Here is a 26,482-nt window from a genome sequence, read left to right as displayed (position 1 = left end):
CGGTTTTTGAGCTAATGTCTGCGCTTGTGGTGGAAATTGTCTGACTGCCGTGCGTTGGATTGGCGCCGGAGGTCGGCGTAGCCGGCCGGAGGGGCCGATCCAACGCATGAGCCTGGGTTTAGGTGGCCATCGGATCGAGCGGCTACGGTGGAGTTGCGAAGCTTCACCCGAACCCGAGAGGACCCGATGACCGACGACAGACTACCCTTGGCTGAATTGCTGGCGAAAGCCGGCGATGGAGATTTCCTGCGCAGTGTGGCGGAGGCCGTAGTGCAACTGCTTATGGAGGCCGACGTGGAAGGCCTGATCGGCGCCGGGCGCCATGAGCGCACTGGTGAGCGGACGACCTACCGCAACGGTTACCGCGATCGCTCCCTCGACACCCGGCTCGGCAATCTGCAACTGCGCATTCCCAAGCTGCGGCAGGGCTCTTACTTTCCGCCCTTCCTCGAGCCTAGGAAGACGTCCGAGAAGGCCCTGGTCGCGGTGATCCAGGAAGCCTGGGTTGGCGGCGTCTCCACCCGACGCGTCGACGACCTGGTGCAGGCCATGGGGCTGAGTGGCATAGGCAAGAGCACGGTGAGCAAGCTGTGCAAGGATATCGACGAGCGGGTGAACGCCTTCCTCGAGCGCCCGCTGACCGGTGACTGGCCGTATCTTTGGCTCGACGCCACCTACCTCAAGCAGCGCGAGGGAGGGCGCATCGTCTCGGTGGCTGCGATAATCGCCGTGGCCGCTAACACCGAAGGCAAGCGCGAGATCGTCGGGCTGCACATCGGCCCCAGCGAGGCCGAGACCTTCTGGGCTGCCTTCCTCAAGAGCTTGGTGCGCCGCGGTCTGCGTCAGGTAAAGCTGGTCATCTCCGACGCGCACGAGGGCCTCAAGTCCGCAATCCGCCGCGTCATGGGCGCGTCCTGGCAACGATGCCGCGTTCACTGGATGCGCAATGCCCTGGCCTATGTCGGCAAGGGCCAGCAGAGCATGGTCTCGGCGGCGCTCCGCCAAGCCTTCATTCAGCCTGACCGTGCCGGCGCTAGCCAGACGCTACGCCACACCGCCGACCAGTTCCGCGCCAAATGGCCCAAGCTCGCCGCATTTATCGATGATAGCGAGGTCGATGTCCTCGCCCACATGGACTTCCCCGTGCAACACAGGGTCAAGATCCACTCTACCAACCCGATCGAACGCCTGAACAAGGAGGTCAAGCGGCGCGCTGATGTCGTCGGCATCTTTCCAAACGAAGCCGCCATCATCAGGCTCGTGGGCGCCGTGCTCCTCGAGCAGAATGACGAGTGGCAAACACAAAATCGCTACATGCAGACCGAGCCAATGGCCGAACTTACACCGCCCGCAATCGACGTATTTCCACCCCAGATCGCCACCGCAGCCGAATGATCCTTGGTCACCTTAAACCATCTATAATTTCCACCACGTTGACGGACGTGACCGTTTTTGATCTGAGGAAACCTTTCCGTGAAGCTGCCATGACAAAATCAGGCTTTACAACCTAGGCGATCAGGAAAGGCGAGATACACCGGCTTGTCCGGGATGGCTTCGGCCCCCATCTCCCGAGTTCTGATCCGACATGCCGAAGGAGGAAAACCCGATGGACAAGGATGAGATCGAAGGTGGAGCCCGCGCTTTTGCAGGCAAGGCCGAGGAAGCTCTTGGCGAGGCGACCGGCGACGAGGATTTGCAGCGGGAAGGAATGCGCCACCAGGCCGCGGGCGAAGCGCAGAAGCTCTTTGGCGCGGCCAAGGATGCCGCGCGCTCGGCAAGCCATACGGCAGGGGCCGCTTTCGAGTCCGTGCGTGACTCGGTGGCGGGAGGTGCCGGCCGGGCGCCGGAGGATCGGGCGGCGGCGCCGGCGAGTGACGGCGCGGCATGGGTGGCGGACTTCGTGCGCGAACAGCCCGTTCTCGCCCTGTTCGGCGCCGCGACGCTCGGCTACGCGCTGGCCTTCCTCTTCCACGGGGGGCGGCGCTGAGGCCGCAGGATCAGCACCATCGAGACGAACAGGGCGGCAAAGCCCATTGCATCGCCCCGGGTGAACGGTTCTGCCAGAACGAGCACGCCCATCAAGGTGGCCGTCGCGGGGAGCAGCGCGGTGAACGTGCCGGCAATGCCGGCCTGAACACGCCGCATTCCGTGATACCACAGGATCACGGCCAGCACGCTTGAGGTCAGGCTGTTCACCAGCAACAGCCCGGCGATCAGCCAGGTGAAGTGGACCTGTCCGAAACTGGCGATGGCGAGCGGGGCCGTCATCGCGGCGCCGCAGGCTTGCATCCAGAATGTCGCCTGCATCACCGGCAGCAGGCCGGCGGCGCGGCGGGCGAACAGGGCATATCCGGCCTCGCCGCACACCGCGCCGAAGATGAGTGCATCACCCACCAGGCTGAAACCGCCGCCGCCGCGCGCGAGGGCGGCGATGCCGACGCCCGCCAGCACCACCGCCGCCCATTGCAGCGGCCGCAGGTGCTCGCGCAGGAACAGCGCCGCGCCGAGCGCGATCACCGCCGGAAGACTCGCGAGGACCAGTCCCGCCTGCACCGCGCCGGTGAGCTTCAATCCGGCGACCATCATGCCGTTGTACAGCAGGGTGCCACAGGCGGCTTGCATGAACAGGATGGCCAGCGTGCGCGGCGCCGGCAGGCGCGGTGCCACCAGCGGGGCAAGGCACAGCGTGGCGAAACTGGTGCGCATGAACAGCAACGGGAAGGTCGGCAGGTGCGCGGCCAGCAGCTTGAGCAGGACGACATTGCCGCCGACGATCACCATCGAGGCGGCCAGCGCCGCATAGGCCGCGATCACGGCGAAATATCGCTGCGATAGGGGGATTGCTCGCCGAGCATCGCCATTTCCTCGTCCACCGCCGGGCGCTCGGCCTCGAGGAAGCGGGCGACGGCATCGCTCAGGCCGGGATGGCCGATCCAGTGCGCGGAGAAGGTGCGGCTCGGCAGGTAGCCGCGCTGGATCTTGTGCTGGCCCTGCGCACCGGCCTCGACGCGGGCGAGGCCGGCGCCGATCGCGTAGTCGATCGCCTGATAGTAGCAGAGCTCGAAATGCAGGAAGGGGACGTCTTCCAGCGCCCCCCAGTTGCGGCCGTAGAGCGCGTCCGGGCCGCGCAGGTTGAGCGCGCCGGCGATCGGGCGGCCGGCGCGGAAGGCCATCATCATCACCACGGCATCGCCGAGGCGCTCGCCGAGCAGGGGGAAGAAGCGCTCGGTGAGGTAGGCGCCGCCCCATTTGCGGTCGACGGTGGAGAGATAGAAGTTGTAGAAGGCGGCCCATTCGCGCCGCCCCATCTCGCTGCCGCGCAGGGCGCGGATCTCGAGCCCGGCCTGCGCGTCGCGCCGTTCGCGGCGGATCGCCTTGCGCTTGCGCGAGGACAGGGCGGCGAGGAAATCCTCGAACCCTTCATAGCCGCGATTGTGCCAGTGATATTGCACGCCCATGCGCCGCAGCCAGCCGGCCTCGCCGAGCGCGTGCCACTCGGCCTCGGTGCAGAAGGTGGCATGGACCGAGGAGCAGCCGAGCCGCTCGGCGGCGATCTCCAGGCCGCGGGCGAGCAGCGACAGGGGCAGGCCTTCGGCCATCAGCAGGCGCGGGCCGGGCACCGGGCTGAACGGGGCGGCGACTTGCAGCTTCGGGTAGTAGCGCCCGCCGGCGCGTTCGAAGGCGTTGGCCCAGCCGTGATCGAACACGTATTCGCCGTAGGAATGGGCCTTGACGTAGGTGGGGGCGGCGCCGAGCAGGCGGCCGGCGCCGTCGCGCAGCACCGCGTGCTGGGGATACCAGCCGCTGTCGCCGCCGACGGAGGCGCTGTCTTCCAGGGCCGAGAGGAAGGCGTGGCTGACGAAGGGGTTGCCGCCGGCCAGCGCATCCCAGTCCGGCGCCGGGACCTCGTGGATGCTCTGGTGCAGCGAGAGGGAGAGGTCGTCTGCGGTGCCGTTCATGAATCCCGTGCGCGATGCGGGAGGGAGCGTGGCGTCCCGCGTAACTTCGACGAAATCATAGGTGGTGATGCTGCGGATGCAACCATCCGCCGGGCAGGGCGGAGTCCCGTTCGCGGCATTCCGGGGGGCGGTGAGGCGATTTGCGCGCCGGCAGCCGGCGAGGCACATAAAACGGCGCTGCAAGGAGAGTCCGATGACCGAACGCCCCGTCCCGCTGCCCGACGCCGCCCCGCGCCGCCTCGACGAATACCGGCCGCCGGCCTTTCTGGTCGATACGGTCGATCTCATCTTCGATCTCGATCCGGCGGCAACACGGGTGCGCGCCAGCCTGACGCTGCGGCGCAGCGCGGCGCACGGGATCGCGGATGCGCCGCTGGAACTCGATGGCGAGGGGCTCGACCTGCGATCGGTGCTGCTCGATGGCGAGGCGCTCGGCGCCAACCGCTACGCGCTCGGCGCGCATGGCCTCGTCATTCGCGACGTGCCGGACGAATTCACCCTCGATACCGAGGTGATCATCGCGCCGGAGCGCAATTCCGAGCTTTCGGGACTGTATGTCTCGGGCGGGGATTTCTTCACCCAGTGCGAGGCCGAGGGGTTTCGCCGCATCACCTTCTTCCCCGACCGGCCGGATGTGATGGCCCGCTACACGGCGACGCTGATCGCCGATCCGGCGCGCTGTCCGCTGCTGCTGTCCAACGGCAATCCGGTCGATCGCGGCACCCTGCCGGACGGGCGGCACTGGGCGAAATGGGAGGATCCGCACCCCAAGCCGTCCTATCTGTTCGCGCTGGTCGCGGGCGACCTGGTTTCGGTGCATGACGCGTTCGTCACCCGCTCGGGGCGGCAGGTGCAGCTCGGCATCCATGTCCGCCGCGGCGACGAGGACAAGGTCGACCACGCGATGGCCTGCCTCAAGCGGGCGATGCGCTGGGACGAGGAGGCGTTCGGCCTCGAATACGACCTCGACATCTTCAACATCGCCGCCGTGTCCGACTTCAACATGGGGGCGATGGAGAACAAGGGGCTCAACATCTTCAACACCGCCCTCGTCCTCGCCCGGCCGGATACCGCGACGGATGCCGACTACCAGCGGATCGACCGGGTGATCGCGCATGAATATTTCCACAACTGGACCGGCGACCGGGTGACCTGCCGGGACTGGTTCCAGCTCTCGCTCAAGGAGGGACTGACCGTCTTTCGCGACCAGGAATACGGGGCTGCGACGACCGATGCGGCGCTGTCGCGGATCGACGACGTCAAGATGCTGCGCGCCCGGCAATTCGCCGAGGATGCCGGGCCGCTGGCGCACCCCGTCCGCCCCGCCGCCTATCGCAAGATCGACAATTTCTACACCGCGACCGTCTATGAGAAGGGGGCGGAGGTGGTGCGGATGATCCGCACCATCATCGGGCATGAGGCGTTCCGCCGCGGCTTCGATCGCTACATCGCGCGCAACGACAATTCGGCGGCGACGATCGAGGATTTCGTGGCCGCGATGCGCGAGGAATCGGGGTTCGATTTTTCCCAGTTCATGCGCTGGTACGAGCAGGCGGGCACGCCGCAGCTGCGATTCGAGGGCGAATACGACGCGGCGGCGCGGTGCTACACGCTCACGCTGCGGCAGGTGACGGCGCCGACGCCGGGGCAGGCGCATAAGGAGCCGTTCCTGATCCCGGTGGCGATGGGGCTGATCGGGCCGGATGGGGCGGAGCTTGAAGCTCGGCTGGAGGGCGAGGCGGACGCGCATCGCGGCACTCGGGTGCTGCTGCTGCGCGCGGCCGAGCAGCGTTTCGTGTTCGAGGAGGTCGCGGCTCCGCCGGTGCCCTCGCTGTTGCGCGGGTTCTCGGCGCCGGTGAAGCTCTCGGGGCACGATGCGGCCGGGCTCGCGCACCTTGCCGCGCACGATACCGACGGGTTCAGCCGCTGGGAGGCCGGGCAGGAATATGCGACGCGCGCGCTGCTCGACGCGATCGCCGCATTGCAGCGCGGCGAGGCGGTGGCGACCGATCCGGCGCTGGTGGCGGCGATGGCGGCGGCGCTCGACCTCGCGCAGGAGGCGCCGGCGCTCGCCGCGCGGATATTGTCGCTGCCGGGCAAGGACGTGTTGGCGGACCGGATGGCGGTGATCGACCCGGATGCGATTCACGAGGCGCTGGAGACGACGCGGGCGGCGATCGGCCGGCAGTTGCGCGACCGCTTCGCCGCGCTGTGCGGGGCGGAGGACCCGTCGGCGCCGTTCAGCCTCGACCCGGCGAGCATGGGGCGGCGGGTGCTCGGCAATGTCGCGCTGGCCTATCTGATGGCGGCGGACCCGGCGGCGGGGCTGGACGCGGCACAGCGCCGCTTCGAGACCGCGCCGACGATGACCGGGCGGCTCGGCGCGCTGGCGCTGCTCGCCGATACCGCGACGCCGGCGCGCGATGCGGCACTCGCGGCGTTTCACGCGCGCTGGCGCGGCGATGCGCTGGTGGGCGACAAGTGGTTCCGCATCCAGGCGATGGCGGCCGCCCCGGACACGCTGGACCGCGTCGAGGCGCTGACCCGGCACGCCGATTTCGACCTGCGCAACCCCAACCGCTTCCGCGCCCTGGTGCAGGCGTTCGGCGCGGGGAACCAGCGCTGGTTCCACGATGCGTCGGGGCGGGGCTATGCGCTGGTGGCGCGGATGATCGGCGAGGTCGACCGGGTGAACCGGCAGATCGCGGCGCGCTGCATCGACGTGTTCGCGAGCTGGCAGCGCTTCGATCCGGCGCGGCAGGCGCTGATGCGCGGCGCGCTGGACGCGCTGCTCGCCGATCCCGCTTTGTCGGCCAATGCGCGGGAGATGGCCGAGCGGGCGCGGGCGGGGTCGTGAAAAATCACGGGCCGGATCGGGGATCCGGCCCGCGACATCGGGATACTGAAGCTCAGCGCGCGGCCGCCAGCGCCTGATCCAGATCGGCGATGATGTCCTCGATGTGTTCGAGGCCGATCGACAGCCGGACATAGCCCGGCGTGACGCCGGTGGCCGCCTGTTCCTCGGCCGAGAGCTGCGAGTGGGTGGTGCTGGCGGGGTGGATGGCGAGGCTGCGGGCGTCGCCGATATTGGCGACGTGGTAGAACATCCGCAGCGCCTCGATGAATTTCCGCCCCGATGCGGCGCCGCCGGCCAGTTCGAAGCCGACCAGCGCGCCCCTGCCGCCGGTGAGGTAGGTTTCCGTGCGCCGCCGCGCCTCGCCGGTGGCGACGCCGGGGTGGATCACCCGCACCACGTCGGGATGGCTGGAGAGGAAATCGACCACCTTCTCGGCGTTCTCGCAATGCCGCGCCATGCGCAGCGGCAGCGTCTCCAGCCCCTGGATGAGCTGGAAGGCGTTGAACGGCGAGAGCGCCGCCCCCTCGTCGCGCAGGATCACGGTGCGGGCGCGGATGATGTAGGCGATCGGGCCGAGCGGCTTGACCGCCTCGACCCAGACCGCGCCGTGATAGGAGGGGTCGGGCGCGTTCAGCAGCGGCTGGCGCGCGGGGTGGGCGGCCCAGTCGAAATTGCCGGAATCGATGATCATCCCGCCGATCGAGGTGCCGTGGCCGCCGATATATTTCGTGGTGGAATAGATCACGATGGCCGCGCCGTGGTCGAAGGGCCGGCAGAGCAGCGGCGCGGCCGTGTTGTCCATGATCAGCGGGATGCCGAGCGGGCGGCCGATCGCCGCGACCTCGGCGATGGGGAAGACCGCGAGCTTCGGGTTGGGCAGGGTTTCGGCGTAATACGCGCGGGTCTTGTCATCGGTCGCGCGGCGGAAATTCTCGGGGTCGGTCGGGTCGACGAAGCGGATCTCGATGCCTTGGTCGCGCAGCGTGTTGGCGAAGAGGTTCCAGGTGCCGCCGTAGAGATCGGTGGAGGCGACGACGTTCTCGCCCGCGCGCGTCAGCGTGCGGATCGCGCTCGCCGAGGCGGCCTGGCCGGAGGCGAGGGCAAGCGCGGCGACCCCGCCCTCGACGGCGGCGAGGCGCTGCTCGAGCACGTCCGTCGTCGGGTTCATGATGCGGGTGTAGATGTTGCCGAGCTCGGACAGCGCGAACAGGTTGGCCGCGTGTTCGGTGCTGTTGAACTGGTAGGAGGTGGTCTGGTGGATCGGCACCGCGACCGAGCCGGTGGTGGGATCGGCGCGCCAGCCGGCGTGCAGGGCGAGCGTTTCCGGGTGTCGGCTCTTGACCGTCATGGGGCTGTCTCCATCGGGCATCTGTTCTCGTGGGAGCGAAAGCTAACGCCCGCGCGCCCGCCGTGGCAAGGGCGTGGCCCGTCAGGCCATGCGTGAACGGCCCTGCAGGAGCGCGGACAGGCCGTTCCGGTCCCGCACCGTGATTCGGCCCGGGGTGAGTTCGATGAGGCCGCGGGCCTCGAGATCCCTGAGTCGCCGGTTCACCGTTTCGCGCGTCGATCCGACGGCGCGGCCAAGCGCGCTCTGGGTGGTGTCGATCCGCGCGCGTTCCAGCCCCTCGGAACGCTGCAGCAGGAAGGTGACGACTCTCTGGCTCACATCCTGGAACAGGATGGAGTCAAGCTGCGCGAGTGTGGTGCGCAGCCGCATGCAGATGATTTCGATCACCCGCATGGCGAATTGCGGATCACGCTCGATCAGCCGCACCACCGAGGCGCGTTCCAGCACCAGAAGCCGGCCATTGGTCGCGGCGACCACGTCCGCGCTGCGGGGCTTGCCGTCGAACAGCGCGATTTCGCCGAAAACCGCGCCCTCGCGCAGCGTGTTGAGATCCTGGTCGTTGCCATCGATTCCGGGGAGCACGACCCGCACCTCGCCGGCAAGGATCAGCATCATCGACGTGCCCGGATCGCCGCGCTGGATCAGCATTTCGCCGGTCGTCATGTTGCGCTCGTAGGTGCAGGCATAGAGCGCATCCAGCTCTTCCGGGCTGAAGGGGGCGAAGAGCGGGATGCGGGCCATGTAGTTTCGTGCGTTCCGGGTCATGCCGTTGTCCTCGCGAGCACGGCGAGCACGGCGTCGCCGTAGCGTTCGATCTTGCTGGTTCCCATGCCGGGCACGGCCGCCAGATCGCGCCGGCTGCTTGGCCTCGCGGCAGCGAGGGCGGCCAGCGTCGCATCGTGAAAAATGACATAGGCAGGCACTTGCTGCGAGCGGGCGACCTCGCGCCGCCATTCCCGGAGCGCCTCGAAACCGGGGGCTTCGATCGCCGGTGATGGCCCCGCCGTGCTGCGCTGCCCGCCCCTCCTGCCGGTGGCGGGGTCGCGGCGCAGGCGGAGCGCCTCCTCGCCGCGAAGCACCGGCCGGGCCCGCTCCGTGATGCGCAGCGCGCCATAGGCCTCGTGGTCGATCTCGACCAGCCCGGCCACCGCGAGCTGACGGAAGACCGAGCCCCACTGGCGGCGGTCGAGATCCGCGCCGACCCCGAACGTCGGCAGCCTGTCGTGACCAAGATGCCTGATCCGGTCGGTCGCGGTGCCGCGGAGAATATCGGTCAGGTGGCCCACACCGAAGCGCTGCCCCGTGCGCAGTATCGCCGAAAGCGCCTTGCGCGCGGCTTCGGTACCGTCCCAGGTCTGCACCGGTGTGCGGCAATTGTCGCAGCGGCCGCAGTCTCCGGGATAGGTTTCGCCGAAATGCGCGAGCACCGCGCGCCGCCTGCACCCGGCCGTCTCGCAGACGCCGAGCAGCGCGCCGAGCTTGGCCCGGGCAATGCGCTTGACCTCGTCCGGCGCGTCGCTCTGGTCGATCAGGCGTCCACGCAATGCCACATCCTGCATACCATAGAGCATCAGGGTCTCGGCCGGCGCGCCGTCGCGGCCGGCGCGGCCGGTCTCCTGATAATAGGCCTCCAGGCTCGATGGCAGGTCCAGATGGGCGACGAAGCGGATGTCCGGCTTGTCGATCCCCATGCCGAAGGCGATGGTGGCAACCAGTATCAGGCCGTCCTCGCCGAGGAAGGCGTCCTGGTTCCGGTTCCGCGTCGCCGCATCCAGCCCGGCATGATAGGGCAGGGCCCGCAGGCCCTGGCCGGCAAGCCAGCTCGCCGTTTCCTCGACGGCGGCGCGGCTCAGGCAGTAGACGATGCCGCACTCGCCCTCATGGCCGCGCAGGAAGGCGAGAAGCTGCCGCCGTGGCTCGATCTTGGGCGCGATCGCGTAGGTCAGGTTCGGCCGGTCGAAACTCGAGATGAACAGGCGCGCCCCGTCGAGCCCGAGGCGGCGCGCGATGTCATCGCGCGTCTGCGGATCGGCCGTGGCGGTGAGTGCGATGCGGGGCACGCCCGGAAATCTCTCGCCGATCGTTGCGAGTTGGAGATATTCGGGCCGGAAATCATGGCCCCATTGGCTGACGCAGTGGGCTTCGTCGATCGCGAAGAGTGCGATCCGCACCGACCCTAACAGGGCGAGGAAATCCTCGGTGACCAGCCGCTCCGGCGCCACGTAGAGCAGGTCGAGCTCCCCTGCCCGAAGTGCCCGGAGAACCGTCGCGCGTTCGGCGGCCTCGAGGCTCGAGTTGAAGGCCGCGGCGCGCACACCCAGCTGGCGCAGCGCCTCGACCTGATTGCGCATCAGGGCAATCAGCGGCGAGACCACGATTCCGACGCCCCGCCGGCAGATTGCGGGAAGTTGATAGCAGATCGACTTCCCGCCGCCGGTGGGCATCAGCACGAGGGCGTCATGCCCGGCGATGACATGGGTGACGATGTCGCGCTGCGGCCCCCGGAAACCGTCATGGCCGAAAACCCGCCTTAGAACCGCTTCGGGTTCTATGGCGATATCTTCCGTAGGCCGTCGGGGCGGGTCGATTCGCACGGGACAAGGTGTAGGGCTTTCGCCGGGCCGGCGGCAATGGTGCACACCTGCAACATGCGGTCACAAGCCGTCACAAATTGATCTCGATCAACGACCACGATTTTGGGCCCTGTTAATCGGATGCTCGTCACTGAATGAAAGTCAACGGGAGACTGCAAATGAAAACCCGGTCACATCCCTATTCCTGGCGGCTTGCGGCCGCTGGCATGGTTGCCGCAGCCTGGCTTGCGGCGCCTCGCGCTGCCTACGCGATCCCCGCCTTTGCAGCGCAGACCGGCGAACCGTGCTCGGCCTGTCATATCGGCTTTCCCCAGCTCACGCCGTATGGGCGGGATTTCAAGCTCGAGGGCTACATCGCCGGCGGCACCTTCCCGACCTGGAAGAATTTCGCCGTGATGTCCCAGATCGGATGGACCCAGCAGCACGACAAGGTCCCGGGCGGCCTGCAGCCCGGCTTCAAGTCGAACGATGCCTGGGCCGCGCAGCAGACCAGCCTGTTCTATGGCGGCGCGCTCGATTCGGCGATCGGCCTCGGCGCGTTTGTGCAGGTGACGTATGACGGCGTCGCCAGGCAGTGGAGTTGGGACAACACCGATATCCGTCTTGCCCGGCCCGGCAGCCTGTTCGGTCACCCGCTGTTCTGGGGCATTACCCTCAACAACAACCCGGCCGTGACAGACCTCTGGAACACGCCGCCGAGCTGGGGCTATCCCTATATCCCCTCGGGTCTCGCGAACGCCCCCGCGGCCTCGCAGCAGATCGCGTCGCTGGCGCAGACCGTGTATGGCGCGGGCGTCTACGGCGCGCTCAACGTCACGCCGTCCGACATGATCTATGCCGAGGCGGACCTCTACAAGTCGTTGCCGCAACGCATGGGCTACGCGCTCGGCGCGGGCGGCGGCCCCAAGATCGATGGTGTGGCGCCCTATCTGCGGCTCGCCTTCCAGCATCAGTGGGGTAACTCCTCGATCGAGGTCGGCAGCTATGCGCTGATGGATCGGGTCTATCCGACGGGTGTGGCGAGCGGCCCGACGGATCAATTCTTCGACATCGCGGCCGACACGCAGTTCCAGTACATCACGCACAATCAGGCGTTTTCGGTTCAGGCGAACATCATCCACGAGTCGCAGGACTGGGCGGCAAGCTATCCGCTCGGCAGTGTCAGCAACCGTGCCGACAGTCTGAACGTCGCCACGATCACGCTGTCCGAACTGCTCTACCAGAAGTTCGGGATCACAGAGTCGTTCAACACGATTTACGGGAATTCCGATCCGGTTTATTACGGAAACGCGAACGGCAAGCCGAACAGCAACAGCTGGACGACGGAGCTCGATTACTACCCGTTCAACGATGGGGGACCGAAATGGCTGCCCTGGCTGAATGCCAAGTTCTTCGTCGAGGATACCGTCTATCCGATCTTCAATGGCCTTGCGCACAATTATGACGGCCAGGGAACCAACGCACAGGCGAACGATACGCTGTTTGCCGGTGTATGGCTGGCTTTCTGAGGACAACACGCACCCGCCCGGACGGGCGGGTGCCCGACAGGAGAGACCAAAATGAAATCCACTCTTCTCATCGCCGTTGCCGCGGGTGCATTCTGCATCGCGAGCGCGCAGGCGGCGAACGTGGCACATGGCAAGGCACTGTTTCAGGCCCAGTGCGCAGCCTGCCATAGCGTGAGCCCGGGGCAGAACGGGATCGGCCCGTCATTGGCGGGCGTCTACGGCGCGAAGGCCGCTGCGACCCCGGGATTCCAGTTCTCCCCGGCGCTCAAGAAGTCCGGTATCGTGTGGAACGCCTCGACGCTCGACAAGTTCCTGGCCAATCCGCAGGCGGATGTGCCGGGCACCAAGATGCCCTATATGGGCATGGCCAATGCCACCGATCGGGCCGACGTGGTCGCCTATCTGCAGACGCTCGGCAAATAATCGATCATTTTGGTCTCGTATCAAGCAATATGGCGGCCGTGGCGACGCGGCCGCCTTTTTGCGTGATCGTCGAAAGCGCGGACTGAAGCTGTCCTGGCCATGCTTTCGTCGATGTTAGCTGATCGCCCGTGGCCAGCGGCAGCGGGGCGGTCGAGGCGATGGCAACGATCATGTCCCTCCCGAACGGCGCGCCAACCTGACCCAGCGTGTCGCTGATGATCCCGTCCTTCCGGTCCGCGGCGGGGTGGAGACGATAGATCTGCCCATTGCTCGAGACATAGTCGATCTCGAGATCATGGGCCCATGCGGGCGGCTTCACGCGCACAGTGATCGGCTGCCCCTTGGCAAGGCGGTTGACGCCGCCCGCAAGCCTGAAGCCGAGTCGCTGGGCGGCATCCGCGAAGACGGGTGCATAGGGCTCGATCGTCGAAACCATGCCGCAATACGGGCCGGTGAAATCGTCGAGCGTGACGGCAACATGCGCCGAGGGAATCGCGCGGGCGACATCGTCGATCGCTGCCGCCAGCGCGGGCTTGTTCGCAGCGCGAACGAGAGCCGAGACCTGGAAGTCTCCGTTCCGGGCGCTTCCGGTTGCCATCGCGCAGGAGGTCTGACGCACGGCGGCGGTCAGTCGCGCCTCGATCGTGGCGGCCGAGGGCGGCGGCACGGGTGTGGGCGCCGATGCGGGCGCGGGCGTCGCTTGAGCGGCAACCGGTGGCGCGGGCGCCGGCGCCGGCGTCTTGACGCTTCTGGCTGAGGCCGGCTTCGTCGCGGAGGGGTGGGACGGCGCGGCTTGCTGCGCGGCATGGTGCCCGCCGCCCAGCAGGAAATAAGTGCCGCCGCCGGCGACGATCAACGCGGCCGCGGCAATTCCGCCGATGAGGAGGCCACGCCGGCCGCCGGTCTCGCCCGCGGGTGCGGGAGGGGTGGGCAAGCGGACGGAGGCTTCCGGTGCGGCGGCGGCATGACGGCCGGAAGAGGCGATCATCGTCGCATCTCCATCAACTCCCTCGCCAGCGAGCGAGAGGCCGCCGGAACCGGTGTCGGACTCCGCGGTTGCCAGGGCTTGCGCGAATTCCCTTGCGTCGGCGAAACGGTCGTCCGGCCGCTTCGCCATCGCCTTGCGGACGATTGCATCGAGCCTCGGCGGCACCGAGATCGACAGGGCCGAGGGCGCTGGCGGCTCGACGTTCAGCACCTTGTGCATGATCGCGGTGATCGAGCCTTCGAACGGCTTCTCGCCAGTGAGTAGCTGATAAAGCATGACGCCTGCGGAATAGATGTCGGTCCGCATGTCGATCGTCTGCCCCATGAACTGCTCGGGAGACATGTACGAAGGCGTGCCGATCATCGTCCCGGCCTGGGTGAGGCTCGAACTTTCGATTCTGGCGACGCCGAAATCGGCGAGCTTCACCTGGTCATCTCTCGTGATCATCACATTGGCAGGCTTGATGTCACGATGGATAACGCCGTTGTCGTGGCTGTAGGCCAGTCCTGCGAGCAGCGACCGCATCATTCGCAGCGCGTCGACCGTGGCAAAGCGTTCGCCTCTGTCGAGCACCGATTTCAGTGTTTCGCCTTCGACATATTCCATGACGATATAGGCAAGCCCGTCGGTCTCGCCGTAATCGTAGATGCCCACGATGTTCGGATGCGTCAGCCGTCCGGCGGCCTGCGCTTCCCGCCGGAACCGGAGCAGCCCCTCGGCGGCCTCGGCGTCGTCGGTATCATCGAGATTGACCGTCTTGATGGCGACGCGACGCGCAATGATCGGATCGAAGCCTTCGTAGACGGTGCCCATGGCGCCCCGGCCGAGAATACGGACGATGTCATATTTTCCGAGCTTCGTCAGATCTGGCGCTGCCATGAGGGGATGTCTCGCTTTCTGATGCGTGATGATCGCTACTTGGCCAGATTGCGCGTGCCCTGTCCACCGTCGCCGATGACCACGAAAGGCGCCCAGAAGAACGGATCGGCGAGCTTGGCCGGCAGGGTGCCGGACGCGGCGCCCCTGATCAGGTCGAGCTGGGCGCTCCGCAGGCTCGCGGCCGCCCCCTCGCCCGTCGATGAGGCCAGATGGGTGAGCGTGGTTGCGACCAGATAGGAGCTGACCTGGTCGTTCACCGACCATTGCGTGACCATCAGCGCGCGGGCGCCGGCGAAGAAGAACGCGCGGGCAAGGCCGGAAAGCGCTTCACCGCCGGCCTTTCCGTCGCCCCCGCCCGTATTGCATGCCGACAGGATCACGAGGTCGGCGTTCAGTTTGAGATTGGTGATGTCGGAGGTCGTCAGCATCGAGTTCGCCGCGGACCTGGCGCCGGGCGGCGGCGAGGTGACGATCGCCGGTTCATGAGCGCAGGGCAGTTCGGAGGGCAGCAGCGCGTGGGTCGCGAAATGCAGGATCCGGTATTGCTTCAGGTCGGCGTGCTCGACATTCGGGACCGTGAAGGCCGCCCCCAGCAGCTCGTCCGATGCGGGTGCCTTGAAGATCGCGCGGGCGGCGTCAAGTTCGAGCTTCGCATACGGCAGGTGGGGCAGGCCGGCGAAGAGCCGGGCGCTGTCGCCGCAACTGGGGCCACTGAACGTGGCCTCGGCCTGGGCCAGGCTCGTGTTCTTGAAGTCCCCGAAGCCAAACCATGGCTGCTTGGCGGGCGACGTGCCGGCGATGGCGCGCAGCGAGACGAAATTCGCGGCCGCGGGAACGTAGACCAGCGTCATCTTCCTGATCAGCCAGGGCACCTTGGCCAGCGGCGTGCCGGGGGCGACCGGCTCGGTGGGCAGCAGCGCGAATGGCAGCGACAGCAGCGCCCCGGCCGGTGAAACCACCATCGCCGTGGTCTTCGCGAGGTCGGTCGCGAAGGGGGCCAGGGTCGCGCGATAGATCGCTTCGGCAGAGGTCATCGCGAAGGTCGGCAATCCCGCCTGCGTCGGCACGACGCTTTGGCGCACTTTGCGGACCAGTGCGGTCATGCGCGTCTCGTCGACCTTCGTGTGCGCGACGGCGATCCGCCCGTCGTGCAACAGGAACGTCCACGTGCCGTCCGGCGCCGGCATGATATCGAGAAAGGCTTCGCCAGGCCTCAGCCGGTCGAGCACGGTGCCGGCGGGCACGACCTGCTGGACCAGCTGGCCGAAATTCGGTGCCGCCGCCTCGACGGACTCGTCCGCTTCGGCGAGCCGCCGGGTTGCCGCCGCGATCTTCATGTCGATTGCGTTGATGGCGGCCGGCGTTGCCTGCCGTTCATGGGCGATGCCGTCACGCTCCCGGTAGAGGCGCGACAGGGCGATGACGGCATCCTGATGGGCGCGGATCGCGGCGGCGACTTTGGGGCTCTTTGAATCCGCGGCCAGCCGCGCGGCGGACTCGGCGATTTCACGGCTGGTCGTGCTGCCTTGCGCGAGTTCCGCCATCGCGAACATCTCGGCGCGAAGCACCCCGGCCCGGGCAGGATTCTTCTCCGCTTCCCGATTGGCCGCGTCGAGGCACGGAGCAACCAGGGCCGCAGAGGTGCCGAGGCGCAGGCGGGCGAGAAGCTTTATGCCGGCCCGGCAAGCCTCCAGGGCCTTTCCGGGTTGACCGGCGAGGTCGAGCACGCCGCCGCGCAGCAGGTGCGTGTCGGCGACCGGGCGCGAACCGGGCAGGGCATGTTCGAAATCATACGAGGCTTGCGCCAGCCTGGCGGCAGCCGAGGCGGTCCTGTCAAACGCCGTGTCGACGGCGGCCGTGCTCCGGTCAAGCCTGGCGCGAAGCACGGGAGGAGCAATCCCGTTCGCCGAAGCGATCGCCGATGCACGGTCAATTTTCACGGCGGCCTGCTTGTGATGCCCGGCCGCATCGAGCACCACGCCCTCATACCGCAGTGTTTCGATCACGCCGAGCAGGGCCTGCTGCCCGATCGGGCTCAACAGGGTCGACTGCGCGGCGAGGAGCGATCCCCCCCGGCTTCCGGCCGAAAGGCCGAAGCCATCGTCGGACCCGGTCGCGGCAGGGTGGGGGCGCAACACGGAGCGGGGCAGAAGCGATGCATAATCCCGGTTTGCGGCCGAGAGCAGCCGCAGCGCACGGCGATCATGACCCTGATTGAGTTGATCGAGACCCCGATAATGGTCGAGTCGCGCGACCGCCGTGGGATCCACGGCCAGGGGAGCCAGCTTCGCCGCCTGCGCAAGCAGGGCGTCAGCCTGGCTATAATCGCCCTGATCCGAGAGATTCAGGGCAAGATCCAGCATCGGCGTCACCGTATTCGGATTTTCCGGCCCAAGCGCCTTTTGCTGCAGCGCGAGCGCGGCCCGGTAGGCGGTGATGGCGGCAGGGTAATCCTCGGCCTGGTTGGAGCGGTTGCCGAGCGTCATCAACTTGCCGTACTCGTGGATATCACCCGAGGTGAAGGCGGCGGCGGCGAGGCGGTCGGCAAGCTGGCTGTCGGAAACCGAAGTGGTCATCGCGCCGGCATCGGCGGCTGGCACTGCGCCGCTGATCACGCCGACGGCGCGTTCCATGGCTGGAAAAGCCGGTTGCACGCCATCGGCAAACCACACATGGCCGCGGATCAAGGCTGCCAGGGCGACATGCGGCCAGCCGCCGATCCGCTGCGTGCAGAGCAGAACCTCTCCAGGGTAGTGCCCGAGCACCGTTGTCGGCTTTGGATTGCCGCACGCGTAGCGCTGTTCGAGACCGGCCCGCCAGTTTCCTCGCGTAACGATTGCATTCAGGTTCGCCCGGTTCGCCTCCGGACCCGCATGCACTTCGGCGCTGGGCTGGTGCCAACTGCCGCAGTAGATCAATGCGCCGCCGGAGGTCGTGCGGCTGGCGGTGCAGGTTTCGCCGCTGGTATTTTTGCCCAGCGCGAGTTGCCGGCCGCTAGCCGATTGCGGGGAATCCGTGTCATGCGCATAGGCGCCCGGCGGCGGCCGCGTGCACGCGCTCAACAGCGCCAGGCCGGCAAGGGCGGCCAGAACCAGGACCGTTCGGCGCATGGTCAATAGTCCTTTGCCGCCACACCTGGCAGCCGGACATTCGCATCCAGCTTGCGTCGCCGCCGTGGACTGATGTCGAAATCATCCAGCGGGTTGCGCTCCGGCACGATCGCCACAGGCAACACGGTGCAACTCACCGATCCGATAATGCACGAGTTGAAGCGATAGCTGGATCCCGGCACAGGAACGACCTTGCCGTTATGCGCCGCGGCCGAGCCGGCAAGACCGGCGATCTGGCCGACGAAAGCCGTTTGTCCATTAAGGCCGCCCGCCACCAGCAGATAGTGCAAATACAATGTTCCCTGTGCATATCCGTTGATCAGCGAAATCGCCAGATCCGTGCTGCGCGCATTGAGATCGTTGAACTTCGCGTCGGCACCGTCCGGCAGAAGCATAAACAGCGTGTTTGGCTGACCTTGAAGGGGACCGGTGTCGATGTTGAACTGGCCGGTCTGTACGATGCCGTTAGCCGGCGCTCCATTCGCGATCACCTGCAGAACCGAATCGATGCCGTTACGTGGCGACAGGCCATTGTAGACGTATGTCGGGAGAAATTGGCCGCCGATCGCGAAGGAACCGCCATCCGCCCCGTCCAGAGTGATCTGGCCGGTTGCCGTTATGGTCAGCGCCTTCGCCGAAACAGGTCCGGCCACGGTTAACGCCGTGGCATCGGTCAACGCGAAGAGATGGCCGGCGGCATCGAATCCGCCGAGAGTGCCTATGACGTTCTCCGTTCCAGTCAGCGCCACGTCGCCGATGACGGCACTGTTGCTCGTAAGCGTCGCGGCGGTGATGGGACCGTTTCCGGAAATCGGGCCATAGCCCAGACCGAGCGTGCCGGGCGTGTTGATCGCGCCGGGAATATACATGGCGGGTGAATCAAGTGAGATATTGAGGGCGTATACGGGGCCGTTCACCGTGAGAGGCACCTGATCCACCAGCGCCAGGTTTCCCAGAGGCACGCTGACCGACCCAAGAGCGTCGATCGTATTGCTGCCGGTCAGCAGCACGTCCCGCGCCCCTGCGATCTGGAGCAGGGTGGGGTCGATCGTCCCGGTCTCGGAGATCGTTCCGGACGTCGCCAGGCTTAACGCGCCATCGACAAGAATGACGCCTGGAATGGTGAGATCGGCGGCCGAGATTGCTGCGCGCTGCGCAACGAGACTTCCGGCGATGGTGAGGGCGGCGGCTTCGTCGTCGAGGGTGAGGGTGCCGACGTTGATGCTGCCGAGAGTGGTGATGGAGTTGCTGCCGGTGAGGGCGACGAGGCTTGCGGCGGCATCGAGGGTCGGTGCGGAGATGGAACCGGTGCCCGAGCTGGTGATGGATCCGCTTGTTGCGGAGAGGGCGAGGAGTGAGGCGAGGCTGACCTGTGCGGCGATGTCGAAGCCGCCGGCGCTGGTGTCGGTAAGGCTTGCATTGGTGGCGGTGAAGGGGCCGGCGATGGTGAGGGGTGCGTTGTCGTCGAGGGTGAAGCTGCCGACGTTGATGCTGCCGAGAGTGGTGATGGAGTTGCTGCCGGTCAGGGCGACGAGGCTGGCGGTGGCATCGAGGGTCGGCGCGGAGATGGAACCGGTGCCCGAGCTGGTGATGGATCCGCCTGTTGCGGAGAGGGCGAGGAGTGAGGCGAGGCTGACCTGCCCGGCGATGTCGAAGCCACCGGCGCTGGTGTCGGTGAGGCTTGCGCTGGTGGCGTTGAAGGGACCGGCGATGGTGAGGGGCGCGTTGTCGTCGAGGGTGAAGTTGCCGACGTTGATGCTGCCGAGAGTGGTGATGGCATTGCTGCCGGTGAGGGCGACGAGGCTTGCGGCGGCATCGAGTGTTGTGGCGTTGACGTAGCCGGAGCCCGCATTGGCGATGGTGCCCGAGCCGGCGTCGAGGCTGAGGATCGTGGCGTCGAGACTGGCGTTGATGCCGATGTTCGAGGCGGCGAGGCCGAGACTGCCTATGGCGGAGACGGCACTGGCGATGTCGAGGGAACCGGTGTCGGTGAGGCGTGCGTCGGTAACATTGAAGGGACCGGCGATGGTGAGGGCGGCGGCTTCGTCGTCGAGGGTGAGGGTGCCGACATTGATGCTGCCGAGAGTGGTGACGGCGTTGCTGCCGGTGAGGGCGACGAGGCTTGCGGCGGCATCGAGAGTGGGTGCGGAGATGGAACCGGTACCCGAGCTGGTGATGGATCCGCTTGTTGCGGAGAGGGCGAGGAAGGAGGCGAGGCTGACCTGTCCGGCGATGTCGAAGCCACCGGCGCTGGTGTCGGTGAGGCTTGCGCTGGTGGCGGTGAAGGGGCCGGCGACGGTGAGGGGTACGTTGTCGTCGAGGGTGAAGCTGCCGGCGCTGACGTTGCCGAGAGTGGTGATGGCGTTGCTGCCGGTCAGGGCGACGAGGCTTGCGACGGCATCGAGTGTTGTGGCGTTGACGTAGCCGGAGCCGGCATTGGCGATGGTGCCTGCGTTGGCATCGAGGCTGAGGGTCGTTGCGTCGAGATTGGCGTTGATGCCGATGTCCGAGGCGGAGAGGCTTGCGTCGGTGGCGTTGAAGGAACCGGTGATGGTGAGGGGTGCGTTGTCGTCGAGGGTGAAGCTGCCGGCGCTGATGCTGCCGAGAGTGGTGATGGCATTGCTGCCGGTGAGGGCGACGAGGCTTGCGGTGGCATCGAGGTTCGAGGCGGTGACGTAGCCGGAGACGGAGCCGGCATTGGTGATGGTGCCTCCGTTGGCATCGAGGCTGAGGGTCGTGGCGTCGAGATTGGCGTTGATGCGGATGTCCGAGGCGGCGAGGCTTGCGCTGGTGGCGTTGAAGGAACCCGCGATGGTGAGGGGTGCGTTGTCGTCGAGGGTGAAGCTGCCGGCGCTGATGCTGCCGAGAGTGGTGATGGCATTGCTGCCGGTGAGGGCGACGAGGCTTGCGGTGGCATCGAGGACCGAGGCGGTGACGTAGCCGGAGACGGAGCCGGAGGCGGCATTGGTGATGGTGCCTCCCTTGGCATCGAGGCTGAGGGTCGTTGCGTCGAGACTGGCGTTGATGCCGATGTCCGAGGCGGAGAGGCCGAGACTGCCTATGGCGGAGACGGCACTGGCGATGTCGAGGGAACCGGTGTCGGTGATGCTTGCGTCGGTGGCGTTGAAGGAGCCGGCGATGGTGAGGGGCGCGTTGTCGTCGAGGGTGAGGTTGCCGACGTTGACGCTGCCGAGAGTGGTGATGGAGTTGCTGCCGGTGAGGGCGACGAGGCTTGCGGTGGCATCGAGGTTCGAGGCGGTGACGTAGCCGGAGACGGAGCCGGCATTGGTGATGGTGCCTCCGTTGGCGTCGAGGCTGAGGGTCGTGGCGTCGAGATTGGCGTTGATGCGGATGTCCGAGGCGGAGAGGCTTGCGTCGGTGGCGTTGAAGGAGCCGGCGATGGTGAGGGGCGCGTTGTCGTCGAGGGTGAAGCTGCCGGCGCTGATGCTGCCGAGAGTGGTGATGGAGTTGCTGCCGGTCAGGGCGACGAGGCTTGCGGTGGCATCGAGGTTCGAGGCGTTGACGTAGCCGGAGACGGAGCCGGAGCCGGCATTGGTGATGGTGCCTCCGTTGGCATCGAGGCTGAGGGTCGTGGCGTCGAGATTGGCGTTGATGCGGATGTCCGAGGCGGCGAGGCTTGCGTCGGTGGCGTTGAAGGAACCGGTGATGTCGAGAGAACCAGTGTTGGTGATGCTTGCGTTGGTGGCGGTGAAGGGTCCGGCGATGGTGAGGGGCGCGTTGTCGTCGAGGGTGAAGCTGCCGGCGCTGATGCTGCCGAGAGTGGTGATGGCATTGCTGCCGGTAAGGGCGACGAGGCTTGCGGCGGCACCGAGGGCAGCTACCGTAATGCCACCATTACCGGTGAATTCGCCACCTGCCTGCACGATCAACGAGCTATGTTGCGCAAGGAACGGCTGGTTGATGTTGATAGTGCCCGCATCCATCAGGATGTTTGGGATTGAAAGACTGATCGAGCCATCGTTTTCGATCAGCCCGGTCTGGACAGTGCCGATCTGAAGGGAATTCGCACTGATGGCGTTCAAGAGCTGATTTGAAAGATCGAGCGCCGTAGTCGAGGTCCCACCGAGGGCGATGGTATCGAAGCCAAGTGGAGCAAGCGTCACCGCGCCCGAATTCGCCAGGATCGTTCCACCGGCCAGATCCATTCCATTGGCGCTGAGAACGATATTTCCGCCAGACGCTACACTCAGCGTGCCGGCAATAGTGAGCGGCTGACTGTCAGCAACATCAATCGACGAGCCAGCGCTGAGACTCGTGATGACCTTTATGGAGTTGCCACGATTCTGCAGGCTGGCGAAACCTGAGACACTACCTGCCAAGCTATCCGCCGTAACGGCACCAGAGCCGGAAAAGTCGCTGCCCATGACGGTGATATTGCCGACAGAGAGTAGGCCGTCATTGACGATGCTGCCGCTGGCTTCAACCATCAGGGTGGGTGTGAAGGATGGCAAATTGCCATCGAAGATGACGCCTCCGGCCAGAGTGCCCGGGCCGGCATTGGCCGTGCCTAGATCGAGAAGTGCCGCACCGGAGTCTGCGAGCAGGGTAACGAAATTCGTCGAGACGTTGACGTTGCCCGCGCTGGTACCGCCAAGATCGAGTATCCCCGCAATCGTGCTCGATCCCAGTGGAGCGATCTCGATCGTGCCGTCCGGTGCCAGGAAGGTGGCGCCGGACGTATCATCCAGTCCCCGCGTGATGAAAGCGACCTGCCCATGGGTCGCAACCGAAACCGTGCCGGCGATGGTGAGGGCGGTTTCGTCGTCGAGGGCGAGGGAGCCGACGTTGATGCTGCCGAGGGTATCGATGGCATTGTTCAGGGAACTGCTGCCGGTTCCCGCGAGGGTGAGGACCGAGGCTGTGGCATCGAGGGTCGAGGCGGTGACGTAGCCGGAGACGGAGCCGGCATTGGAGATGGTGCCTCCGCTGGCATCGAGGCTGAGGGTCGGGGCGTCGATGTTGGCGTTGATGCGGATGTCCGGGGCGGCGAGGCTTGCGACGGTGGCGTTGAAGGGGGCGGCGATGGTGAGGGCGGTTTCATCGTCGAGGGCGAGGGAGCCGACGTTGATGCTGCCGAGGGTGGCGATGGCATTGTTCAGGGAACTGCTGCCGGTTCCCGCGAGGGTGAGGACCGAGGCTGTGGCATCGAGGACCGAGGCGGTGACGTAGCCGGAGACGGAGCCGGCATTGGAGATGGTGCCTCCGCTGGCATCGAGGCTGAGGGTTTGGGCGTCGATGTTGGCGTTGATGCGGATGTCCGGGGCGGCGAGGCTTGCGACGGTGGCGTTGAAGGGGGCGGCGATGGTGAGGGCGGTTTCGTCGTCGAGGGCGAGGGAGCCGACGTTGATGCTGCCGAGGGTGGTGATGGCATTGTTCAGGGAACTGTTGCCGGTTCCTACGAGGGTGAGGACCGAGGCTGTGGCATCGAGGGTCGAGGCGGTGACGTAGCCGGAGACGGAGCCGGCATTGGAGATGGTGCCTCCGCTGGCATCGAGGCTGAGGGTTTGGGCATCGATGTTGGCGTTGATGCGGATGTCCGGGGCGGCGAGGCTTGCGACGGTGACGTTGAAGGGGGCGGCGATGGTGAGGGCGGTTTCGTCGTCGAGGGCGAGGGAGCCGACGTTGATGCTGCCGAGGGTGTCGATGGAGTTGTTCAGGGAACTGCTGCCGGTTCCCGCGAGGGTGAGGACCGAGGCTGTGGCATCGAGGGTCGAGGCGGTGACGTAGCCGGAGACGGAACCGGAGCCGGCATTGGAGATGGTGCCTCCGCTGGCATCGAGGCTGAGGGTTTGGGCATCGAGGCTGGCGTTGATGCGGATGTCCGGGGCGGCGAGGCTTGCGACGGTGGCGTTGAAGGGGGCGGCGATGGTGAGGGCGGCTTCGTCGTTGAGGGCGAGGGAGCCGACGTTGATGCTGCCGAGGGTGTCGATGGAGTTGTTCAGGGAACTGCTGCCGGTTCCCGCGAGGGTGAGGACCGAGGCTGTGGCATCGAGGACCGAGGCGGTGACGTAGCCGGAGACGGAACCGGCATTGGAGATGGTGCCTCCGCTGGCATCGAGGCTGAGGGTTTGGGCATCGATGTTGGCGTTGATGCGGATGTCCGGGGCGGCGAGGCTTGCGGCGGTGGCGTTGAAGGAGCCGGTGATGTCGAGAGAACCAGTGTCTGTGAGGCTTGCGCTGGTGGCGGTGAAGGAGCCGGCGATGGTGAGGGGTGCGTTATCGTCGAGGGTGAGGGTGCCGACGTTGACGCTGCCGAGAGTGGTGATGGAGTTGCTGCCGGTGAGGGCGACGAGGCTTGCGGTGGCATCGAGGGTCGAGGCGGTGACGTAGCCGGAGACGGAGCCGGAGCCGGAGCCGGCATTGGTGATGGTGCCTCCCTTGGCATCGAGGCTGAGGGTCGTTGCGTCGAGACTGGCGTTGATGCCGATGTCCGAGGCGGAGAGGCCGAGACTGCCTATGGCGGAGACGGCACTGGCGATGTCGAGGGAACCGGTGTCGGTGATGCTTGCGTCGGTGGCGTTGAAGGAGCCGGCGATGGTGAGGGGCGCGTTGTCGTCGAGGGTGAGGTTGCCGACGTTGACGCTGCCGAGAGTGGTGATGGAGTTGCTGCCGGTGAGGGCGACGAGGCTTGCGGCGGCATCGAGGGTCGAGGCGGTGACGTAGCCGGAGCCGGCATTGGCGATGGTGCCCGAGCCGGCGTCGAGGCTGAGGGTCGTTGCGTCGAGACTGGCGTTGATGCCGATGTCCGAGGCGGAGAGGCCGAGACTGCCTATGGCGGAGACGGCACTGGCGATGTCGAGGGAACCGGTGTCGGTGATGCTTGCGTCGGTGGCGTTGAAGGAGCCGGCGATGGTGAGGGGCGCGTTGTCGTCGAGGGTGAGGTTGCCGACGTTGACGCTGCCGAGAGTGGTGATGGAGTTGCTGCCGGTGAGGGCGACGAGGCTTGCGGCGGCATCGAGGGTCGAGGCGGTGACGTAGCCGGAGCCGGCATTGGCGATGGTGCCCGAGCCGGCGTCGAGGCTGAGCGTCGGGGCATCGATGTTGGCGTTGATGTCAATTTTGTTGGTTGGGCTGCTGGCAGTGTCGAGCAGCGAGATGCTGCTCGCGCCAAGAGCGCCGCTGACCTCGATGGTCCCGTTGGCTGTTGCCTCGATTGATCCGGCGGTAAGCGTCACCGGCGCTGCAATACGAATATCGCCGCCGGAATTCATCGCCAGTGTGGAGATCGACGAACTCGAGATGGCGGAGACGATCGAAATCAGGGACGATGCGCTGAGTTCGACCGCGCCGGTCTGCGAATCCAGTATCGATGCATCGATATAGGAAGACGTGCTACTGTCCGTGCCGACCGTGAGAGTACCGGACGTGGTGGTCGTGCCCGCACTCGGGGTGCCGCTCGACGACGTGACGATGAGGGTCTGCGGATCGAGCAGGATGGTGCCGTTGCGCCCGCTGGGTGCGAAGGTGGTGTCGGTTCCCGAGAGGGAGATCACGCCGTCGCTGGAGATTTCGATCAGGCCACCGTCGCCATTCCCCGCGCCCTGGGCGGAAATCGTGCCGGCCGCCGTCGTTCTGTCGCGCGAAAGAACGGTGATTCGGCCGCCATTGCCATTCCGTGTTGCATCGGCGGAAATTGTCGCCCCCTGGGCGATCGCGACCCGCGCGGCCTTCGGCGCCGTTGTGTCGGATGGTCCCTGCAACGCGCGCGCCGCATCGGTGCCGAGCGCCACGACACCGCCGCCCGCCGGGCCCGAGGCATCGATCCGCGCGGTGCTGGCCACGCTCACATTGCCTGTCGCATCGACGGCGATCGTTCCGCCGGAACTGCCAGGCGTCTCTCCCCGTGCCAGTAGCTGGCCGGCAACCTGGAGGTCGCCGCCGACTCCCTGAATGGTGATCGCGCCGGGCTGCCGGCCAACGCTGTCGGCCCTGAGTGTGCCGCCGACATCGAGAAGCTGCTGGATCAACCCGTCCACCGCCCGCGCCGTGAGGGTGATGCGCCCGCCATTGGCAATGATCGTTCCCTCGTTGGTCACCAGTGCGGTGACCTTCCGGCCGCCGAGGTCGATCTGCCGAACCGCCTGCGTCACGTTGATCGAGATCAGCCCATCGCCCGAAAGGTTCAGCGTGAAGGCCGATGCCCCGGCGAGCACGACATGGCCAAGCTGCGCGGTGATCGTCCCCCGGTTGATCACCTCCGGCGCCACGAAAGCGGCGAGGCCCGCCTGCTTCATCGTGATCCGCCCGTCGTTGACGATGCGGGCGCCGGGCTTTGGCTGCTGGTCGAAGATCAGCTTGCCCGCCATGAAGTTTTTCGGCGATATCCCCGAGGTGCTGACGACCAGGCTCTCGGCGTTGACCTCCGAGCCGGGCGTGAACACGACGCCATCCTGGTTGACCAGCACGATGCGCCCGTTGGCGTCGATCCGCCCGGCGATGATCGAGGGATTGTTGGCGATCACCCGGTTGAGCGCGATGGCCTGGGCGTTCGGCTGGTTGAAGGTGACGCGCGCCTTCGACCCGAGATTGAAGCTCTGCCAGTCGATTGCGGCGCGCTGGCTGGTCTGGGTGATCGTCGTCGTGCCGGGTGCCTGGGAAATCGTCGCCGAGCCGCCGACGACGGTGCCGCCCTGCGGCGTCGCCATCGGCGCCGGTTGCCCCGCGCGGCCCTGGGACGGGGCGAGCAGGGCCGCGGTCAGCGCTGTCGAGGCGAGCAGCAACCGCCGGCGGCCGGCACGGCGGCCCGGACGGGAGACGGCGATCCGATGCTGGCTATTCGTCATTCCCGCGCATCC

13 protein-coding genes are annotated in these 26,482 nt (G+C 66.7%); 5 read left to right on the top strand and 8 right to left on the bottom strand.

Annotated features, from left to right (window positions below):
* The first annotated feature begins 186 nt into the window (after nt 1-186).
* Together ACRY_RS13030 and ACRY_RS13025 are read left to right on the top strand one after the other, a co-directional pair.
* Nucleotides 187-1,395 (top strand): IS256 family transposase, encoded by a 1,209-nt coding sequence (locus ACRY_RS13030; RefSeq protein ID WP_011930832.1) that lies wholly within the window; start codon nt 187-189, stop codon nt 1,393-1,395.
* 211 nt (nt 1,396-1,606) lie between these two features.
* The gene (locus ACRY_RS13025) at nt 1,607-1,987 is read left to right on the top strand and encodes a CsbD family protein (protein ID WP_012039818.1); all 381 of its coding nucleotides are present in this window, start codon (nt 1,607-1,609) and stop codon (nt 1,985-1,987) included.
* Here ACRY_RS13025 and ACRY_RS13020 read toward each other — a convergent pair.
* Together ACRY_RS13020 and ACRY_RS13015 are read right to left on the bottom strand one after the other, a co-directional pair.
* Nucleotides 1,948-2,814, bottom strand: coding sequence for a DMT family transporter (locus ACRY_RS13020; RefSeq protein ID WP_012039817.1), 867 nt, complete (start codon nt 2,812-2,814; stop codon nt 1,948-1,950). The genes ACRY_RS13025 and ACRY_RS13020 overlap by 40 nt on opposite strands.
* Nucleotides 2,811-3,959: a GNAT family N-acetyltransferase gene (locus ACRY_RS13015; protein WP_043509352.1), complete on the bottom strand. Its 1,149-nt coding sequence runs from the start codon at nt 3,957-3,959 to the stop codon at nt 2,811-2,813. Before ACRY_RS13015 ends, ACRY_RS13020 begins: the two co-directional genes overlap by 4 nt.
* A 193-nt stretch (nt 3,960-4,152) precedes the next feature.
* Here ACRY_RS13015 and pepN point away from each other — a divergent pair, with 193 nt between their 5' ends.
* Nucleotides 4,153-6,816 carry an aminopeptidase N gene (pepN, locus tag ACRY_RS13010; protein WP_012039815.1) on the top strand — a complete coding sequence of 888 codons (2,664 nt, stop codon included), beginning with the start codon at nt 4,153-4,155 and terminating at the stop codon, nt 6,814-6,816.
* 52 nt (nt 6,817-6,868) lie between these two features.
* Here the strand turns inward: pepN and ACRY_RS13005 are convergent, their stop codons facing one another.
* The 3 genes from ACRY_RS13005 to recQ all read right to left on the bottom strand — a co-directional run bounded on the left by ACRY_RS13005 (nt 6,869) and on the right by recQ (nt 10,758).
* Nucleotides 6,869-8,164 (bottom strand): O-acetylhomoserine aminocarboxypropyltransferase/cysteine synthase family protein, encoded by a 1,296-nt coding sequence (locus ACRY_RS13005; RefSeq protein ID WP_007424426.1) that lies wholly within the window; start codon nt 8,162-8,164, stop codon nt 6,869-6,871.
* Nucleotides 8,165-8,245: 81 nt separating this feature from the next.
* Nucleotides 8,246-8,929 (bottom strand): Crp/Fnr family transcriptional regulator, encoded by a 684-nt coding sequence (locus ACRY_RS13000; protein ID WP_007424425.1) that lies wholly within the window; start codon nt 8,927-8,929, stop codon nt 8,246-8,248.
* A complete protein-coding gene (gene recQ / locus ACRY_RS12995; protein ID WP_013640549.1) occupies nt 8,926-10,758 on the bottom strand; it encodes a DNA helicase RecQ in 1,833 nt (610 codons plus the stop codon). The genes ACRY_RS13000 and recQ overlap by 4 nt, the downstream gene beginning before the upstream one ends.
* A 134-nt stretch (nt 10,759-10,892) precedes the next feature.
* Between recQ and ACRY_RS12990 the strand changes: the two genes are divergently transcribed.
* Nucleotides 10,893-12,266, top strand: coding sequence for a hypothetical protein (locus tag ACRY_RS12990; protein ID WP_231295258.1), 1,374 nt, complete (start codon nt 10,893-10,895; stop codon nt 12,264-12,266).
* Nucleotides 12,267-12,317: 51 nt separating this feature from the next.
* Nucleotides 12,318-12,689, top strand: a complete 372-nt coding sequence (locus ACRY_RS12985; protein ID WP_007424422.1) for a c-type cytochrome — start codon at nt 12,318-12,320, stop codon at nt 12,687-12,689.
* 4 nt (nt 12,690-12,693) lie between these two features.
* Here ACRY_RS12985 and ACRY_RS12980 read toward each other — a convergent pair whose 3' ends face one another.
* From ACRY_RS12980 to ACRY_RS20430, 3 genes are read right to left on the bottom strand one after another with little or no spacing between them, the layout of a single operon-like run.
* Nucleotides 12,694-14,556, bottom strand: a complete 1,863-nt coding sequence (locus ACRY_RS12980; RefSeq protein WP_012039813.1) for a serine/threonine-protein kinase — start codon at nt 14,554-14,556, stop codon at nt 12,694-12,696.
* Nucleotides 14,557-14,591: 35 nt separating this feature from the next.
* Nucleotides 14,592-17,666, bottom strand: coding sequence for a CHAT domain-containing protein (locus ACRY_RS12975; protein ID WP_012039812.1), 3,075 nt, complete (start codon nt 17,664-17,666; stop codon nt 14,592-14,594).
* A gap of 2 nt (nt 17,667-17,668) precedes the next feature.
* Nucleotides 17,669-26,470 (bottom strand): filamentous hemagglutinin N-terminal domain-containing protein, encoded by an 8,802-nt coding sequence (locus ACRY_RS20430; RefSeq protein WP_043509178.1) that lies wholly within the window; start codon nt 26,468-26,470, stop codon nt 17,669-17,671.
* Nucleotides 26,471-26,482 lie beyond the last annotated feature (12 nt).

This window comes from Acidiphilium cryptum JF-5 (assembly GCF_000016725.1).
In the GTDB taxonomy this organism is placed as follows: Bacteria; Pseudomonadota; Alphaproteobacteria; order Acetobacterales; family Acetobacteraceae; genus Acidiphilium; species Acidiphilium multivorum.
Note: the sequence above shows the minus strand (reverse complement) of the source record. Positions and strands in the feature narration are given on the sequence as shown.

Bases quoted from the DNA above. Each gene is read 5' to 3' on its own strand.
- ACRY_RS13025 (WP_012039818.1), top strand. From the start codon at position 1,607: ATGGACAAGGATGAGATCGAAGGTGGAGCCCGCGCTTTTGCAGGCAAG.
- ACRY_RS20430 (WP_043509178.1), bottom strand. From the start codon at position 26,470: ATGACGAATAGCCAGCATCGGATCGCCGTCTCCCGTCCGGGCCGCCGT.
- pepN (WP_012039815.1), top strand. From the start codon at position 4,153: ATGACCGAACGCCCCGTCCCGCTGCCCGACGCCGCCCCGCGCCGCCTC.
- ACRY_RS13000 (WP_007424425.1), bottom strand. From the start codon at position 8,929: ATGACCCGGAACGCACGAAACTACATGGCCCGCATCCCGCTCTTCGCC.
- ACRY_RS12985 (WP_007424422.1), top strand. From the start codon at position 12,318: ATGAAATCCACTCTTCTCATCGCCGTTGCCGCGGGTGCATTCTGCATC.
- ACRY_RS12980 (WP_012039813.1), bottom strand. From the start codon at position 14,556: ATGGCAGCGCCAGATCTGACGAAGCTCGGAAAATATGACATCGTCCGT.
- ACRY_RS13005 (WP_007424426.1), bottom strand. From the start codon at position 8,164: ATGACGGTCAAGAGCCGACACCCGGAAACGCTCGCCCTGCACGCCGGC.
- ACRY_RS12975 (WP_012039812.1), bottom strand. From the start codon at position 17,666: ATGCGCCGAACGGTCCTGGTTCTGGCCGCCCTTGCCGGCCTGGCGCTG.
- ACRY_RS12990 (WP_231295258.1), top strand. From the start codon at position 10,893: ATGAAAGTCAACGGGAGACTGCAAATGAAAACCCGGTCACATCCCTAT.
- ACRY_RS13030 (WP_011930832.1), top strand. From the start codon at position 187: ATGACCGACGACAGACTACCCTTGGCTGAATTGCTGGCGAAAGCCGGC.
- ACRY_RS13015 (WP_043509352.1), bottom strand. From the start codon at position 3,959: ATGAACGGCACCGCAGACGACCTCTCCCTCTCGCTGCACCAGAGCATC.